Origin of the sequence: Saccharothrix sp. NPDC042600 (assembly GCF_040647305.1) — a bacterium.
Taxonomy (GTDB): domain Bacteria; phylum Actinomycetota; class Actinomycetes; order Mycobacteriales; family Pseudonocardiaceae; genus Actinosynnema; species Actinosynnema mutabilis.
Window position 1 is genome coordinate 1 of the sequence record NZ_JBEZBW010000143.1, and the last position, 17042, is coordinate 17042.

Annotated in this window: 13 protein-coding genes and 1 pseudogene; 6 read left to right on the forward strand and 8 right to left on the reverse strand. The window is 73.8% G+C overall.

What is annotated here, in order from left to right:
* From AB0A74_RS39710 to AB0A74_RS39730, 5 genes are all read right to left on the reverse strand, one after another.
* Positions 1–607 (reverse strand): MFS transporter (locus AB0A74_RS39710; protein WP_358257946.1); only part of this gene is annotated, 607 nt, incomplete at its 3' end.
* A gap of 15 nt (positions 608–622) precedes the next feature.
* Positions 623–1855 (reverse strand): acyl-CoA dehydrogenase family protein, encoded by a 1233-nt coding sequence (locus tag AB0A74_RS39715; RefSeq protein ID WP_358257948.1) that lies wholly within the window; start codon positions 1853–1855, stop codon positions 623–625.
* 554 nt (positions 1856–2409) lie between these two features.
* Positions 2410–2754 (reverse strand): STAS domain-containing protein, encoded by a 345-nt coding sequence (locus AB0A74_RS39720; RefSeq protein WP_358257950.1) that lies wholly within the window; start codon positions 2752–2754, stop codon positions 2410–2412.
* Positions 2751–3971 carry a SpoIIE family protein phosphatase gene (locus AB0A74_RS39725; RefSeq protein WP_358257952.1) on the reverse strand — a complete coding sequence of 407 codons (1221 nt, stop codon included), beginning with the start codon at positions 3969–3971 and terminating at the stop codon, positions 2751–2753. The genes AB0A74_RS39720 and AB0A74_RS39725 overlap by 4 nt, the downstream gene beginning before the upstream one ends.
* Positions 3968–4768, reverse strand: a complete 801-nt coding sequence (locus tag AB0A74_RS39730; protein ID WP_358257954.1) for an alpha/beta hydrolase — start codon at positions 4766–4768, stop codon at positions 3968–3970. The genes AB0A74_RS39725 and AB0A74_RS39730 overlap by 4 nt, the downstream gene beginning before the upstream one ends.
* 165 nt (positions 4769–4933) lie before the next feature.
* Between AB0A74_RS39730 and AB0A74_RS39735 the strand changes: the two genes are divergently transcribed.
* Together AB0A74_RS39735 and AB0A74_RS39740 are read left to right on the forward strand one after the other, a co-directional pair.
* On the forward strand, positions 4934–5362 hold the full coding sequence (locus AB0A74_RS39735) for an organic hydroperoxide resistance protein (protein WP_358257956.1): 429 nt from the start codon (positions 4934–4936) through the stop codon (positions 5360–5362).
* A 427-nt stretch (positions 5363–5789) separates the two neighbouring features.
* Positions 5790–7361 (forward strand): ABC-F family ATP-binding cassette domain-containing protein, encoded by a 1572-nt coding sequence (locus tag AB0A74_RS39740; protein ID WP_358257958.1) that lies wholly within the window; start codon positions 5790–5792, stop codon positions 7359–7361.
* On the opposite strand, the gene AB0A74_RS39745 is transcribed toward AB0A74_RS39740, so the two are convergent.
* A complete protein-coding gene (locus AB0A74_RS39745; protein WP_358257960.1) occupies positions 7358–10006 on the reverse strand; it encodes an AAA family ATPase in 2649 nt (882 codons plus the stop codon). The genes AB0A74_RS39740 and AB0A74_RS39745 overlap by 4 nt on opposite strands.
* A 285-nt stretch (positions 10007–10291) precedes the next feature.
* Here AB0A74_RS39745 and AB0A74_RS39750 point away from each other — a divergent pair, with 285 nt between their 5' ends.
* Positions 10292–12493: a cellulose binding domain-containing protein gene (locus AB0A74_RS39750; protein WP_358257962.1), complete on the forward strand. Its 2202-nt coding sequence runs from the start codon at positions 10292–10294 to the stop codon at positions 12491–12493.
* Positions 12494–12682: 189 nt separating this feature from the next.
* On the forward strand, positions 12683–13549 hold the full coding sequence (locus AB0A74_RS39755) for a dienelactone hydrolase family protein (protein ID WP_358257964.1): 867 nt from the start codon (positions 12683–12685) through the stop codon (positions 13547–13549).
* 43 nt (positions 13550–13592) lie between these two features.
* Here AB0A74_RS39755 and AB0A74_RS39760 read toward each other — a convergent pair whose 3' ends face one another.
* Positions 13593–14273 carry an SDR family oxidoreductase gene (locus AB0A74_RS39760; protein ID WP_358257966.1) on the reverse strand — a complete coding sequence of 227 codons (681 nt, stop codon included), beginning with the start codon at positions 14271–14273 and terminating at the stop codon, positions 13593–13595.
* 234 nt (positions 14274–14507) lie between these two features.
* Positions 14508–15707, reverse strand: coding sequence for an erythromycin esterase family protein (locus AB0A74_RS39765; RefSeq protein WP_358257968.1), 1200 nt, complete (start codon positions 15705–15707; stop codon positions 14508–14510).
* A gap of 102 nt (positions 15708–15809) precedes the next feature.
* Here AB0A74_RS39765 and AB0A74_RS39770 point away from each other — a divergent pair, with 102 nt between their 5' ends.
* Complete coding sequence (locus AB0A74_RS39770) at positions 15810–16502, forward strand: MerR family transcriptional regulator (protein WP_358257970.1); 693 nt, start codon at positions 15810–15812, stop codon at positions 16500–16502.
* 165 nt (positions 16503–16667) lie between these two features.
* A pseudogene (locus AB0A74_RS39775) lies at positions 16668–17042 on the forward strand (hypothetical protein); the annotation flags it as partial.

Sequence of the window (17042 nt, forward strand, 5' to 3'; positions counted from 1 at the left end):
CCGGCAGCGCCGCGGGCCGGCGCCCGGCGGGCCCGCGGGGCAGCCACGTCCCCGCGGCCAGCACCGCGACCCCGACCGGCACGTTGATCAGGAAGATCCAGCGCCACCCCGCCTGGGCCACGGCGAGTCCGCCCAGCAGCGGTCCGACGACCGTGGCGGTGTAGCCGGCCGCGGTGAAGACGCCGACCGCCCCGGGCACCCGGTCCGCGGGGAACGCCCCGCGCACCAGGCCCAACGCGGAAGTCTGCAGCAACGCCCCGAAGACCCCTTGGGCCACCCGGAACGCGACAAGGGCCGCGATGCCGCCGGCGGCGGCCGCCGACAGGGACGCCAGCGCGAACCCCGCCACCCCGACGAGGAAGGCGCGGCGGGGTCCCCAGCGGTCGGCGAGGGCCCCGGCCGGGATCAGCGACACCGTCAGCGCCAGGAGGTAGCCGGTGGTCACCCATTGCAGCCCGGCGAGCCCCGTCCGGAGGTCCGCGCCGATGGCCGGGTTGGCGATGACGACCACGGTGGCGTCGAGGGTCACCATGACGGCCCCGGCCGCCGCGGTGAACAGCACCCGCCACGGCCGCGCTTCGCGGGTGGGTCCGGTGTGCACGGACATGGTGCTCCCTCCCGCTCAGGCCACGCGGCCCGTGGGCCGCTCGTCCAGGTCGAGCCCGGTGGGGACGCCCAGCGCGGTCCGGCCGAGGTACTGGCGCACCGCCGCGGGTGTGGGCGGGTGGAAGCGGATGGCCTGGGCGTCGCGCCACAGCCGCTCCAACGGGGTCGAGCGCGCGTAGGCCGCGCCGCCGCAGGCTTCGACGAGCGCGGCCACGGCGTCGGGCACCACCCGCACCGCGTGCAGCTTCACGCCCAGCACCGCGGGCAGCACGTGGTGCGGCGGGCACCCGTTGTCCACCGCCGCCGCGAGCCCGGCGCACGCCGCCTCCAGCTCCAGCAGTGCCGCGACGTGCCGGCCGACGACCTGCTGGAAGCTCGGCAGCTCGCGGCGCACCGCGTCGAGGTGGGAGATCCGCAGCCGGCCCAGCAGCTCGCGCGCCGTCGCCAGCGCGGCCTGGGCGACGCCCAGGTACACCGAGGTCGTGATGAGGCCGAACCACACCAGCGAGACCGCCAGGCCGGGGTCGGACTCGTCGGTGACCGGCGCGCGGTAGAAGACCCGGTCGTCGGGGATGTGGCAGTCGGCCAGCACGAGCGTGTCGGAGCCCGAGCCGCGCATCCCCAGCGTGTCCCAGGTGTGCTCGACGGTCAGGCCCGGCGTCGTCGTCGGCAGGATCGTGACGACCAGGTCGGTCGAGTCGCCGTCCCCGGGCACTTCCAGCTGCAGGTACGCCAGGTCGGCGTGGGCGGCGAGCGAGCAGGGCGTCTTGCGGCCGGACAGCCGCCACCCGTCGGCGACCCGCGTGGCCCGCAGCGTCGACCTCGCCACCGCCCCGCCCAGCTGCGGTTCGGCCACGGCCGAGGCGACCAGGAGCCCGCGCGCGGCGATCTGCTCCAGCATGGGCGGCAGCAAGGGGTGGCGGCGCCACTCGTGCGCCATGAGGCTGACCGTCAGCAGGTGCATGTTGACCGCGATGGCGAGGCCCGGGTCGGCCGTGGCGAGGGCCCGCTGCGCCGCGCAGGCGCGGGTCAGCCCTTCTCCGGCGCCGCCGAAGCGCCGGGGCACGACCAGCCCCGGCCAACCGTTCGCGCGCAGCAGGTCGAGCCCGGCCGTGGCCAACCGCCCGTCCCGGTCGGCCGCGACGGCGCCCGCGGCGACCTCGCGCAGCGACTCGGGCGACAGGATGTCGTCCACACCCGGCCACAAGCCGGTGAACGGGGCCGCTTCCGCGGTGGGGAGCGTGGTCATCGCGGTTCTCCTGCTTCTGGGATGGGCGACACGGCGCCACGGGACCTCGTATGGACAGTGCGGTCCCGGCGGCGCGGTGATACGCCGTCAGCCCGTCAGCCCGTCAGCCCGTCAGCCCGTCAGCCCGTCGGCCCGTCCGCTCCGCGGGTCGGCGGGTGGGCCGCACCCGTCGCTCCGGGTCGGCGGCGAAGTCGTGCCGCGCTCGGCCGCGGCGCCGCGCCGGCGGGACGGCCTCGGCTCGGCCGACCGCCGGACCGGGTGCGTCCGTCACCGGTCCGGCGGGGCCCGCCTGCGGTTCCCCGGTGGAGCCGGGATGTCGTGCGGTGCCGGCGTGGGGGCGGGCGACGTGGAGGACCCCTGTGCCGCCCTCCCCGCCGGAGAACGCCGGTGCGCTGCGCGCTTCCGCTCGGGGGACCACGCCATCGAACAACCGGTCGGCGGGTGTCCGCGAGCGCCGGCGGCCGGACTTCGTGCAGGGCGACAACCCGGCGGCACCGGGCACAAACGGCGGGGCGGCGCTCAAGAAGCGGCGCGGACCACGCGGGAAGCGTCGGTCACGTGTGGGCGGCGACGGCCTCGGTGGCGCTCGGGTAGGTGGGGAACAGGCTGGTCAGGCCGATCAGGTCCAGGATGCGGGTCAGTTGGGCCGGCACGCACACCAGGGCGATCGACGCGCCCGCCGCGCCCGCGACGTTGCGGGCGGCGATGAGGGCGGAGATGCCGCTGGAGTCGCAGAAGTCCATCCGGGCCAGGTCCACCACCAGCAACTGGCCGCCGGTGATGGTCAAGCCCTTGATCTCCTCCAGGAGCGTGGGCGCGGTGTTCGCGTCCAGGTCGCCGTGCACGGTCAGGACCGCGCCGGTGGGGGTGGTGCTGGTCGCGGCGGAGAAGCTGGTCACGGTTGGGTGCTCCCGGGGGACGGGACGCTGAGCGCCAGCAGGGCGGTGTCGTCCTCGACGCCCTTGCCGAAGCCCGCGAGCAGGCGGGTGGCGGCGGCGATCACGGCCGGCGCGGTGGTCGGCGCCAGGGCGCCCAGGTCGTCGCGCAACTGTTCCTCGCTGTACCGGGCGCCCGCGCGGGCGCGGGCCTCGGTCAGGCCGTCGGTGTAGAGCAACATGGTGTCACCCGGGCCCAGGCGCACGTCCACGGCGGCGAAGTGCGCCTCGGGCAGCGCCCCGACCAGCTGCCCGCCCGGGATCTCCAGCAACGACGACGTGCCGTCGGCGCGGACCAGCAACGCCGGCGGGTGCCCGCCGGTGGCCAACGTGACCGACGCGCCGTCGCCGTCGGGGCGGATGCGGCCGTGCACGACGGTGCAGAACCTCGGGTTGGTCCCGTTGTACTTGTGGGTCAGCACGGTGTTCAGGCTGTCCAGCACGGCGGTCGGGTGCGGGTCGTGGACGGCCGCCGCGCGCAGCGTGTAGCGCACCAGCGAGGTCACCACGGCCGCGTCCGCGCCCTTGCCCGAGACGTCGCCGAGGAAGAACCCCCACGTGCCGGCGCTCAGCGGGAACAGGTCGTAGAAGTCGCCGCCCACCTGGTCGGTCGACGCCGGGTGGTAGTACGCCGCGACCTCCACGCCGGGCACCGCCGGCAGCTCCGGCGGCAACAGGGTGCGCTGGAGGGTCCGGGCCAGTTGCTGCGCCCGGTCCCGCTCGCGTTCGGCCTGCTCCCGGGCCCGCAGCAGCTCCTGCTCGTAGGCGCGCCGGTCGCGGGCGTCGAACACGGTGGTGCGGATCAGCTGCGCCTGCCCGTCACCGCCGGTCTTGACCGTCGAGGTGACCAGCACCGGCAGCCGGGTCCCGTCGGCCGCCTTCAGCTCCAGCGCGACCCCGCCCAGCTCGCCCTGCATGCGCAGCAGCGGCGCGAAGTGGGTCTCGTAGTAGATCCGGCCGCCGACGGTGAGCAGGTCGGGGAAGGTCCGCCGGCCGACCACCTCGGCGCGCTCGTAGCCCAGCCAGCCCAGCAGCGTCGCGTTGACCTTGGCGATGGTGCCGTCCAGCAGCGTGGACAGGTACCCGCACGGGGCGTTGTCGTAGAGGTCCTCGGCGCTGTCCTCCAGCAACGCGGAGAACGCCGACCCGGTCTCGGCGTGGTCGTCGGCCTCGCACATCATCGGGCGCTCAGGAAGGCCAGGATCGCCTCGGCCGTGGCCTGCGGCGCGGACAGCTGCGGGCAGTGCCCGGTGGCGTCGAGCGTCACCAGGGTGCTGCCGGGGATCTGCTCGTGGGTGAACCGGCCCACCTCGGGCGGCGCGATGGCGTCGTGGGCGCACTGGAGGATCAACGTCGGCACGGTGACCCGCGCCAGGTCGGCCCGGTTGTCGGACAGGAACGTGGCGCGCGCGAACACCCGCGCGATGGCGGGGTCGGTGCGGCAGAAGCTGTTCTTCAGCTCCTCGCCCAACTCCGGGCGGTCCGGGTTGCCCATGATCACCGGCGCCATCGTGGCCGACCAGCCCAGGTAGTTCGACTCCAGGGCGGCGAGCAGCTCGTCGATGTCGGCGCGGCTGAACCCGCCCCGGTAGTCGCCGTCGTCGAGGTAGCAGGGCGACGGCGTGACCAGCACGAGCCGCCCGAACCGGTCCGGCTCGCGGGTGGCGGCCAGCACGGCGACCATGGCGCTGACCGAGTGCCCGACCAGCACGACGTCCCGCAGGTCCAGCTCGCGGCACAGCTCCAGGACGTCCTCGGCGTACCCGTCGAGGTGCCGGTAGCGCTCGGCGCTCCAGGCCGACGCGTCCGACCGCCCGCACCCGGTGTGGTCGAACAGCACCACCCGGCACCGCTCGGCCAGCGGGGGGACGACCAGCCGCCACATGTTCTGGTCGCAGCCGAAGCCGTGCGCGAGCACCACGGTCGGCCCGCTGTCCGAGCCGGTGACGACCACGTTGTTCCTGCTGAGCACGTCCACCGGGTCGATCCTGCCACTTCGGGGCGGTTCGGGCCGATCAGCGGTGACGTACACCGACAGCGTCATGCGACGGGCGCGGCGGTGGCGCGGCGCTGCCTAGCGTGGCGGTGTGCCCGCGCCGGAGAGGACGGCGGGGCGGATCTCCAACGCAGACAAGGAAGTGCAGTGCCCGAGACGACTTACACCGCCATCGCCACCTCCACCGCCGAAGGCCGCAACGGCGGACGCGCCACGTCCGACGACGGCGTGCTGGACGTCACCCTGGCCGTGCCGAAGGCCTTCGGCGGCTCCGGTGACGGCACGAACCCGGAGCAGCTGTTCGCGGCCGGCTGGGCGTCGTGCTTCGTGGGCGCGGTCCGGCGGGTGGCGGCCAAGAACCGCGTCGCCGTCCGCGACCTGTCGGTGACGGCGGAGGTGACCCTGCACCACGAGGACGACGAGTTCTTCCTCAGCGCGGTCCTGAACCTGGAGGTCTCGGGCGTCGACCAGGCCACCGCCGACGAACTGGCCCGCGGCGCCCACCGGATCTGCCCCTACTCCAAGTCCACCCGCGACAACATCGACGTCACCCTCTCGGCCTCGGTGGCGAAGTAGTACCGGTACCACCACCCGTACTCGGCGGCCGGCGGGTCGGCGACCAGGTCGGTGAGGTGTCCGCTCACCGACACCAGCGCCCAACACCGCTCCGATCACGCAGGCTCCCGCCGACCAGGCTCCCGCCGACCAGGCTCCCGCCGACCAGGCTCCCGCCGACCAGGCTCCCGCCGACCCGGCTCCCGCCGACCCGGCCGCCCCCGCCACCCGCCCCCGCGCCCGTCACGCGACGCCGTCCCCGTACGTCACCACCCACCCGCTAAACTGGACCGAGAACGACAACCAGGGAGACCCCAGAAGTGGCAGGCGAGCTCGACGTCTCCGGGTGACTACCCGGCCCCGCAGACCACCGCGCGTGCGCAGAGCACGACCGCCGTGGTCCGCGTAGTCGTCCCCTGACCACGTTCACCCGAAGGTCTTCTCACCCATGTCTTCCATCGTGTGCACCGCCCTGTCCTTCGCCTGGCCCGACGACACCCCGGTGTTCGACGACCTGTCCTTCACCGTCCCCGCCGGGCGCACCGGCCTGGTCGCCCCCAACGGCGCGGGCAAGAGCACGCTGCTCCGCCTGATCGCGGGCGACCTGCGCCCCACCTCGGGCACGGTCACCGTCCGCGGCCTGCTCGGCTACCTGCCCCAGCACCTGCCGCTGGCCACCGACCTCACCGTCGCGCAGGTCCTGGGCATCGACCACGTCCTCGCCGCCCTGCACGCCATCGAGTCCGGCGACGCGGCCGAGGAGCACTTCACCGCCATCGGCAACGACTGGGACGTCGAGGAACGCACCCGCGCCCACCTCGACCGCCTGGGCCTCGGCGACGTCGCCCTCACCCGCACCCTCGACACGCTCAGCGGCGGCCAGGTCGTCTCGCTCGGCCTGGCCGCGCAACTGCTCAGGCAGCCCGACGTGCTCCTGCTCGACGAACCCACCAACAACCTCGACCGCGCGGCCCGCACCCGCCTCCACGCTGTCCTCGACGCCTGGAACGGCTGCCTGCTGGTCGTCAGCCACGACCGCGAACTGCTGGACCGGATGGACCGCATCGCCGAACTGGACCGAGGTGAGCTGCGCCTGCACGGCGGTGGCTTCACCGACTACGAGCAAGCCGTCCAGGTGGAACGCGAAGCCGTCGAACGCGCGGTCCGCAATGCCGAGCAGGAGGTCAAACGCGAGAAGGCCCAACAGCAACAGGCCCGGGAACGCGCGGCCCGCCGCGCGAGCAACGCCGCCCGCAACCTCGGCGACGCCGGCCTGCCGAAGATCTTCGCCGGCACGATGAAGCGCAACGCGGAGAAGACAGCCGCCAAGTCGGCCGAGACCCACGCCGACCGCGTGGCCGAGGCGCAGTCCAAATTGGACGAAGCCGCCCGGAACCTCCCGGACGAGCAGGTCATCACCCTGGTCCTCCCGGCGACCACCGTCCCGGCCGGCCGCACGGTCTTCCACGGCGAAGGCCTCGAAGCCCACCACGGCACGCGCACGATCTTCGCGGGCCTGGACCTGACCATCCGGGGCCCGGAACGCATCGCGCTGACCGGTGCGAACGGGGTCGGCAAGTCCACGCTGTTGCGCCTGCTCGACACCGGCGACCGGGTCGCCTACCTGTCCCAACGCCTGGACCTGCTGGACCCGGACCGCAGCGTCCTGGACAACCTCGCGACCTCGGCCCCGGGCCTGTCCGCGGAACGCCGCCTGCACCTGCTCGCCCAGTTCCTGTTCCGGGGCGACCGGGTCCACCTGCCGGTGGGCGCGCTGTCCGGCGGCGAACGCCTGCGGGCGACCCTGGCCTGCGTCCTGTTCGCCGAGCCCGCCCCGCACCTGCTCCTGCTGGACGAGCCGACCAACAACCTGGACCTGGTCAGCGTGGGCCAGTTGGAGGGCGCGCTCAACGCCTACCGGGGCGCGTTCGTCGTGGTCAGCCACGACGAACGCTTCCTGGACAACATCGGCGTCACCCGCCGGCTGCACCTGGCCGACGGCAGGCTGACGCCGGCCTAGCGCAACGCGTCCCCCAGCTCGGTGCGCGAGGTCACGCCGAGCTTGGGGAAGATGCGGTGCAGGTGGGTGCTGACCGTCCGGTGGGACAGGTACAGGCGTTGTCCGATCTCCCGGTTGGTCAGCCCCTCCGCGGCGAGGCGGGCGATGCCCAGTTCGTGCGGGGTCAGCAGGTCGCGGGCGGCGGGGGTGCGGTTGGGGCTGGTCTCGCCCGCCGTGCGCAGCTCTCGGCGGGCCCGGTCGCCGTACAGGGTCGCGCCGAGCGCGTCGAACGCCTCCCGGGCCGCCCGCAGCCGGTCACGGGCCTCGACCACCCGGCGTTGACGGCGCAGCCATTCGCCGTGGGCCAGTTGGGCGCGGGCGCGGTCCAGCGGCCACGTCGTGCCGGCGACCCGGGCGAAGGCTTCGTCGCTCGGGTCCAGCACGGCCCGCGCGTAGTCGCGGCCGAACAGGTGGGCCGGCGACACCGACGGCTCCAGCCCTTCCACCAGGGCGGCCAACTCCTCGACCCGGTCACAGCGCACCGCCGCGTCGGCCATCTCCGGCAACACGTACCGCCGCAGGGCTTCCTGGTGCGCCGGGTCCGCCGGGTCGAACATGCGCTTCAGGTCGGCGAACGCGTCCGCGTGCCGCCCGTCCGCCGACGCCGCCAGGGCTCGCGCCCGGCGCGCGGTGGCCAGGACGGGACGCGCGCCGGCGGCGAGACCGGAGCGTTCGGCGTCGGCGGCCAGGGTCAGCGCCCGCTGGACGTCACCGCGCAGGGCCGCGACCTCCGCCTGCACCGCCAGCGCGAAGCCCACCATGTACGGCTGGTCGGTCTCCACCGCCAACTCGGCGGCCTCCGCGGCGGCGGGCAGCGCCGAGCCCAGGTCGCCCAGCCGCACCCCGCTCCACGCCCGCACGGCCAGCGCCCGGGTCAGCAAGCCCAGCCGGCCCTGCGCCCGCAACCCCGGCACCGCGGCCCCGGAGAACCGGGCGGCCAGGTCGAACGCGCCCACCTGCAACGCCGCGCTGCCCAGGAACCGCGCCCGCTGCGGGTCGGTCTCCCCGCCGAGCGTCGAAAGTCCACTGAGGACGGTCGCGGCCCGCTCGGTCGGGGCCAGGTAGGCGGCGATGGCGACCGCGCGCGGGTCGAGCGGATCGGGCAGCAGGCGGTCCGCCACGGCCAGCAGCGCGGCACGGGCCCGTTCCCCGGGCTCGACCCAGAAGCAGCGCATGCCCGCGCCCCACAGGATCCTGGTCGCCAGGTCGGTGTCCGCCACCTCGGCCACCGACTCGGCCACCGCCGCCAACGCGACCGCGCCCGACCCGTCCGCGATGCCGTCGTCGAAAGCGCTGACCAGCCACGTCGCGATGGCCCGCTGCCGCCGGGTCAGCGGCAACCGCGCCGCCTCGCCCACCAGCCGCTCCACCACGTCGCGTCGGCCCGCGTCCACGGCCAGTTCGGCGGCCCGCAGCAACCGCTGTCCGCGGAGGTCGGTCGCGCCCAAGCGGGCCGACCGCTCCAGCGCGGCGATCGCCGCGTGCACGTCACCGCGCCGCTGCGCACGGTCGGCGGCGTGCGCGAGGTCGGCGGCGACGTCCTCGTCCGGCCCGTCGCACGCCGCCGCGCGGTGCCACACCCGTCGGTCGGGTTGGTCGGACAGCACCTCGGCCAGCGCCCGGTGCGCCGCGCGGGCGTCGGCCGAACCGGCGATCGCCGACCGCATCAACGGGTGCCGGAACCGCACCGCTCCGTGCTCCACCTCGACCAGCCGCGCCTCGACCGCCGGCCCGAACACGCCTGCATCGGTCGGGCCCACCAGGGCCGCGGCGGCGGACCGGGCTTCGTCCACCGAGTCGCCGTCGTTGACCGCCGCGACCAGCAGGCACGTGGCGGTGGCCGGGGGCAGGGTGGCCAGGCGGTCCAGGAAGGCGCGTTCGAGGCGGTGGGGGAGGGCCGCGTCCGGCGGGAGTTCGGTCAACGCCAACGGGTTGCCGGCCGCCGCGCGCAGCACGCGGGCGCGGTCGGTGGCGGTGAGGTCGGTCCGGGTGGCCAGGAGTTCGGCGGCGGCGTCGTCCGGCAGCGGGTCCAGGACCAGCGACGGGAGGCCGTCGAACGGCGAGGGGACGTCGTCGCGCGCGGTCGCCAGGAGCACGACCGGCTCCGCCGCCAGCCGCCGCGCGACGAACGCCAGCGCTTCGGCGCTCGACCGGTCAAGCCAGTGCGCGTCGTCGACCACGACGACCAGGGGCCGTTCCGCCGCCGCGTCGGACAGCAGCGACAGCACCGCCAGGCCGACCAGGAACGGGTTCGGGGCGGGCCCGTCGGCGGTGCCGAGCGCCGTGTCGAGCGCGTCGCGCTGCGGCTGCGGCAGCCCGGCCACGCCGTCCCGGAGCGGGTGCACCACCTGGTGCAGGCCGGCGAACGCGAGCTGCCGCTCGGCCTCGGTCCCGGTCACGCCAAGCACCCGCCACGCCGCCCCGCCGAACCCACCCGCCGCCCGGCCGAAGCCGCTGGACCCGCCCGCCGCCGTCACGTCCGCGACCAGGGCGGACTTCCCGATCCCGGCCTCACCCCGCACGACCAGCGCCCCGCCGCGCTCGCCCACCCCGTCGAGCAGCTCGGCGAGCCGCTTGCGTTCACCCTCCCGACCGACCAGCGCCACCCGTCCATCCTCTCAGGACAGCCGGGCGGCACCGGTGCGGTCTGCCTCACGCCGTGAGGCACGAAGTCGTCGCCTGGGTGCGATCCCGATCTTGGCGACCAACCCGGACCTCCCGTCAGCGCGGCACGCGGGCGGGGGAAAGCGCTTACTCCGTTGGGCCCGATGAACCGGTCCGGCCCTTGACCGCGTCATCCCGCCGGTGCTGTCATGGTCCGCGACCGGGCAAGGGATGTCCCGGCACTAATCTGGGAGCGCTCCCAGAATTCGGACAGCGAAGGAGCAACGGTGCTCTCCACGATCCGAACGCGGGCGATCGCCGCCGCTACGGCGATCAGCGCGGTGACGGGTGGACTGGTGGTCGCGGGGGTGGCTTCGGCCGCGCCGGGCTGCTCGGTCGACTACGTCGTGCAGAACAAGTGGCAGGGCGGGTTCTCCGCCAACGTCACCATCACCAACCTCGGCGACCCGGTCGACGGATGGCGCCTGGCCTGGAGCTTCCCCGGCCCCGAGCGCTTCAGCCAGGGCTGGAACGCGACCTTCACGGCGTCCGGGGCCGACGTCACGGCGTCCAATGTGGACTGGAACCGGACGATCCCCACCGGCGGCACGGCGTCCTTCGGGTTCAACGGGACCACCACCGGCACGGAAGTCGGCACACCGGCGAACTTCGCTCTCAACGGCACCAACTGCGCCGGCGGAACAGGCCCAACCACCACGACGACCACCACGACGGACCCGGGGCCGGCACCGGGCGACCCCACCGGGCGCAAGCAGGTCGAACGACTGGACCGGGGCGTGGTCAGCGTGCGGTCGGGCAGTGGCAACCTGGTCAGCTGGCGGCTGCTCGCGGGCGACCCCCGGAACGTCGCCTTCAACGTCTACCGCGGCGGCACGAAGCTCAACCCGACCCCGATCACCGCCTCCACCAACCACCTCGACGCGGGCGGTCCGACCGGCGCCTCCTACACCGTCCGCGCCGTCGTGAACGGCACCGAGCAACCCGCTTCCCGGCCCTCGCTGTCCTTCGGGTCCGGCTACCTCGACGTGCCGATCCAACCCCCGGCCGCCGCCTACAGCGCCAACGACGCGAGCGTCGGCGACGCGGACGGCGACGGCCAGTACGAGATCTTCCTCAAGTGGTCCCCCGACAACGCCAAGGACAACTCGCAGGCGGGCGTCACCGGCAACACCCACATCGACGCCTACCGCCTCGACGGCACCCGCCTGTGGCGCATCGACCTCGGCCGCAACATCCGGTCCGGCGCGCACTACACCCAGTTCCAGGTTTACGACTACGACGGCGACGGCCGCGCCGAGATCGCCATGAAGACCGCCGACGGCACCCGCGACGGCCGCGGCACGGTCATCGGCAACGCCTCCGCCGACCACCGCAACTCCGACGGCTACGTCCTGTCCGGCCCGGAGTTCCTCACCATGTTCAACGGTCTGACCGGCGCGGCGATGTCCACAGTGGACTACGACCCGCCGCGGGGGAACGTCGCTTCCTGGGGCGACAGCTACGGCAACCGGGTGGACCGATTCCTGGCCGGCACCGCCTACCTCGACGGCGCGCGGCCCAGCCTGGTCATGGCCCGCGGCTACTACACCCGCACGGTCGTCGCGGCCTGGGACTTCCGGGACGGGCGGCTGGTCAAGCGGTGGACGTTCGACTCCAACGCCTCCGGCAACGGCGCGTACGCCGGGCAGGGCAACCACTCGCTGACCATCGGGGACGTGGACGCCGACGGCCGGGACGAGATCGTCTACGGCGCGGCGACCATCGACGACACCGGGCGCGGGCTGTGGAACACCCGCTTCGGCCACGGCGACGCCGCCCACCTGGGCGACCTCGACCCGACGCGCCCCGGCCTGGAGTACTACAAGGTCTCGGAGAACTCCACCCAGCCCGGCTCGTGGTTCGCCGACGCCCGCACCGGCCAGGTCCTGTGGCAGACCCCGCCGGCCGGGGACAACGGCCGCGGCGTGTCGGCCGACGTGTACGCGGGGAGCCCCGGCGCGGAGTCGTGGTCCAGCGCGGACACCCAGTTGCGCAACACCCGCGGCCAGACCGTCGGGCGCAAGCCGTCCTCGGCGAACTTCCTGCTCTGGTGGGACGGCGACCCGACCCGCGAGCTGCTGGACGGGACGCACGTGGACAAGTACGGCGCCGGCGGCGACACCCGGCTGCTCACCGGCTCGGGCGTGCACTCGAACAACGGCACGAAGTCCACCCCGTCGCTGTCCGGTGACATCCTCGGCGACTGGCGCGAGGAGGTGGTCTGGCCCACCACCGACAACCGCGCGCTGCGCATCTACTCCACCCCGAACCCGACCGACCGACGCATCCCGACGCTCGTGCACGACCCGATGTACCGGGTCGCGATCGCCTGGCAGAACACCGCCTACAACCAGCCGCCGCACCCGAGCTTCCACATCGGCGACGGCATGGCGGCCCCGCCCTGGCCGGACGTCCACTACGCAGGGTGACCTCTACCAGGCCGCCGGCACCCGATCGGGTGCCGGCGGTTTCGTTCAGCCGCTCAACGAAATGAGACGGCCCTTTTCCGGCGCGTACTTGACGCGAGAGTAGATAAGCGGTCAGACTCGTCGCGGACCACAGGTCCACTGAGGACTCTCTCCGCCAAGTCCTTTCCGCACAAGGAAAAGAGCCTCTCCATGTCCTGGAAGACCCGGCTGCGCCGCACCCTGACCGCAGGCGTGGCCCTCGCCCTCGTCTCCGCCGCGCCGGTGGCCCGCGCGGCCGAGAACCCCTACGAACGCGGACCGGCCCCGACCACCGCGAGCATCGAGGCCTCCCGCGGGCCGTACGCGACCGCGCAGACCACGGTGTCCAGCGCGAGCGTGCGCGGCTTCGGCGGCGGCACGATCTACTACCCGACCAGCACGGCCGACGGCACGTTCGGCGCGGTGGCGATCGCGCCGGGCTACACCGCGAGCCAGTCGAGCCTGTCGTGGCTGGGGCCGCGCCTGGCCTCGCAAGGCTTCGTGGTGTTCATCATCGACACCCTGTCCCGCTACGACCAGCCCGCCGCGCGCGGCGACCAGCTCCTGGCCGCCCTGGACCACCTGACCACCGCCAGCCCGGTCCGGTCCCGCGTGGACGCCACGCGCCTGGGCGTGATGGGCCACTCGATGGGCGGCGGCGGCTCGCTGGAGGCGGCCAAGGACCGGCCGACGCTGCAGGCGGCCATCCCGCTGACCCCGTGGAACACCACCAAGACGTGGTCCACGGTCCAGGTGCCGACCCTGATCGTCGGCGCGGAGAACGACAGCGTCGCCTCGGTGACGCGGCACGCCGAGCCGTTCTACACCGGACTGCCCGCCACGCTCGACAAGGCGTACCTGGAACTCGCGGGCGCGAGCCACTACGCCCCGAACAGCTCCAACACGACGATCGCGAAGTACTCGATCTCGTGGCTCAAGCGGTTCATCGACGACGACACCCGCTACGAGCAGTTCCTCTGCCCGGCCCCGCGGGCCGCGGCGATCTCGGAGTACCGGGACACCTGCCCGCACTCCTGACCGGTCCCGCCCGTGCCGACCTCACGCGGGAGGTCGGCACGGGTCAGGTCCGCAGGTAGGACGCCCCGTTGAGGTCCAGCACGGTGCCCGACGCCCACTCCGCCCCCGGCGAGGCCAGGTAGACCACGGCGGCGGCGACCTCCTCGGGCCTGGCCACCCGCCCGAACGGGCTCTGCGCGAGGACCGCGTCGTCGACCATGTGCGCCACGCGGTCCGTGCCGACGAAACCGGGGGCCACCGACGTCACCGCGATGCCGTGCGGGGCGAGCGCCACGGCCAGGGACTGGCCCATCGAGTGCAGCGCCGCCTTGCTCGCGCCGTAGGCGGGCATGCCGGGCTCGCCGCGGAACGCGCCCCGCGAGCCGACGTTGACGATGCGGCCCCGGACGCCCTGGTCGATCATGTGCCGGGCGACGCAGTAGGACATGTTGGCCGCGCCGAAGACGTTCACCTCGAACGTGCGCCGCCACAGCGCCTGCCACTCCGGGTAGGACAGGTCGGTCACGGTGCCCAGTTCCACCAGGCCGGCGTTGTTGACCAGGACGTCGATCTTCCCGAGCGTCCCGACGGCCGCCGCCACGGCCCGCTCGACCGACTCGGGGTCGGCGAGGTCCACGTCGGCCGAGGACAGCCCCACCACGTCGTCACCGAGGTCCCGGAACGCCGCCGCGATCGCCGCGCCGATGCCCCGGCTGCCACCGGTGACCAGCACACCCCTGCCCATCCCGAACCCCCCGCGACGTCGTCCGACCACCGCAACCTAGATCGACACCGCCGCGAACTCAAACGCGGGGCTGTGGGTCACCCGCGGTCGAGTTCGTCTCGGCGGTCGTGCGCGGCTTCCGGGAGCGGGGTCGCCCGGCGGTCGCCGCGTGCGACTACGAGGAGTCGCCGCCCTGGAACGGCGGGCTCCGCCACCCGCTCCCGCCGGGCGGGAGTTGATCGACTCGGGGCGGGGTCACCAGTACTGGTGGCGCTGCCCGTCGGTGTCGGCGACGAAGATCACCGCGTCGGTCCCGTCGAGGTCGGCCGGGTCGAGCGGGAGGTGGCCGGGCACGATCGGGTCGCCCTTGCGGGTGGTCGGGGGCAGCGCGTCGAGCAGGGCCCGCGCCGGGAACAGGGTGCGGCGGGTGGTCGCCCCGGCCAGGGCGTGCTGGAGGGTGCCCGGTTCGCTGCACGGGTTGGCGTCGGTGGCCACGACCAGGTAGTCCTCGCCCAGGGCGGGCGCGACCAGCGCGCCGGCGTCGGCCCAGTCCGCGTGGTGCTCGCCGACCTGCATGCGCGACGACGAGCGGATCACGTGCATGTTGTGGGCGAAGAGCAGGCTCGGGCCGCGGTCCCGCTCGCGGGCGACGATCGTGAGCAGGTTGTCGGCCATCATCTCCGCCCGCAGGCTGAGCAGGGTCGAGATCCGGTCGGGCGCCGGACTGGCCATGGCGGCGTGGTAGCGCAGCAGGCCCTGGGCGGTGCGCGCGTGGGCCACGGCGAGGTCGTGGGCTTCGGGGTCGGCGGGGCGCAGGCGGGGTGCGGCGCGGCGCAGCGCGTCGGCCAGGTCGTCGGCGACGATGCGCAGGTCCCGGACGCGGTCCGAGCCGCCGATGGACTTCGCCGGCTCGTACATGGCGGCCGGGTTGGTCCAGTCGGCGTCGTCGCCGAGCAGGGGTTCGAGGTCGGTCGTGGGGCGCAGTGCCGGGGGCAGGTGGTCGAGGACGGCGGACAGCGCTCGGCGCGGGCTGGGCGCGGCGGCGGTCTCCAGCGGGGCGTCGTAGCCGTAGAAGCGGACCCGGTCGTGCGGCGGGCGTTCGGCGTTGTGGGCGCGGAGCCACTCGACCAGTTCGCGGTTGCCCGGGACGTTGCCGAAGCGGTGGCTGAACCCGGTGTCCAGGACGGTGTCGATGTCCCCGGCGCCGCCGGTGACGTAGTCGTCCACGAGGGCGGCGGCGAAGAAGTCGACCTCCAGCACGATCGACCGGTAGCCGCGCTCGACCAGGTGGGGGAGCAGTTCGTTGCGCAGCAACGGGAACGCCTTGATCCCGTGGGTCGGTTCGCCGAGCGCCAGCACCCGCGGCGGCGTGGTGCGCGGGGCGATCAGGTCGTCGATCGCGCGGCCGAGGTCGTCCAGCGGCCGGCCGATGCCGTCCAGTGCGGCAGTGGACACGAGAACCCCTTTCGATTGGCTGTGGGGTCAACGCTATCGTTGAAGATTCGGTTGAGACTTGAGCTGGTTCTCGCGGTCGGAAGCTTCAAACGGAGGTGGAAGGTGCGGCCCGTCGACCTGGCCCGCGAGCACGGGTTGTCCACCCAGGCGGTCCGCAACTACGAGGACGAGGGCGTGCTGCCGCCCGCCGAGCGCAGCGACACCGGGTACCGGCGCTACACGGCCGTGCACGCGCAGGCGTTGCGGGCGTTCCTGGCGTTGCGTGGCGGGCACGGGCACCAGCGGGCGATGGAGATCATGCGGGCGGTCAACCGGGGTGACCGGGAGTCCGCCTACCGGCTCATCGACACCGCGCACGTCGCGCTGCTGGACGAACGCGCCACCAGGACCGAGGTCGCGACCGCGTTGGACAGCCTGTCCACCGCCGACCCCGTCGCGGTCGGCCGCCCGTTGACCGTGGGGGAGTTGGCGCGGCGGCTGGAGGTGCACCCGGCGACCGTGCGGACGTGGGAGGTCGCCGGGATCCTGCACCCCGAACGCGACCGGGTGACGGGGTACCGGTTGTACGGGCCGGAGTGCGTGCGCGATGCCGAGATAGCGCGGCAGTTGCGGCGGGGAGGGTACCTGTTGCGCCAGGTGGCGCAGTTCGTCTCCGCGCTGCGCGAGGCGGGCGGGCCGGCCGCGTTGACCGCGTTCCTGGCGTCGTGGCAGGCGAGGGTGACCGCGCGCAGCCGGAACCTGCTGGCCGGCGCGGCCCAACTGGACGCGTACCTGGCACTGCTCGACCGGGCGTAGCGCGTGTCCGTGCGGGTCGGGAACCATTAGGCTGGTCTTGTGACGATCATTACGCCGCTCGGGTTACGCGGCGGGGAACCGTTCGTGTCATTTTGCGTCTGAGGGTCGAAGACGCGTGGTGTTGTCGAAGGCCGGCCTGGGCGGGCCGCGGTGGGGGAGTGCACGGTGACGGGGTCGAACGATCTGGTGGTCCAGCCGGACGCTGCGCCGGGCGGGGTGTTCAACGCCGGCACCGGTGACAACGGGTGGGCGACCGGTATTTCCATCGCGGAGTCGGCGATGGACACGTTCAACGGGATCAAGGACGGCAACTGGATCGAGGCCGGCCTGGGGATGGTCGGTCTGGCCGCGGATGCGGCGGCGATGGCGATCGACCCGTTCGGGACGTTGATGTCGTCGGCGGCGTCGTTCCTGATGGAGCATGTCCAGCCGTTGAAGGACATGTTGGACTGGCTGGCCGGCAATCCGCCGGTGATCGAGTCGTACGCGGCGACGTGGGGGAAGGTTTCCGAGGAGCTCGGGTCGATCGCCGAGGACTAC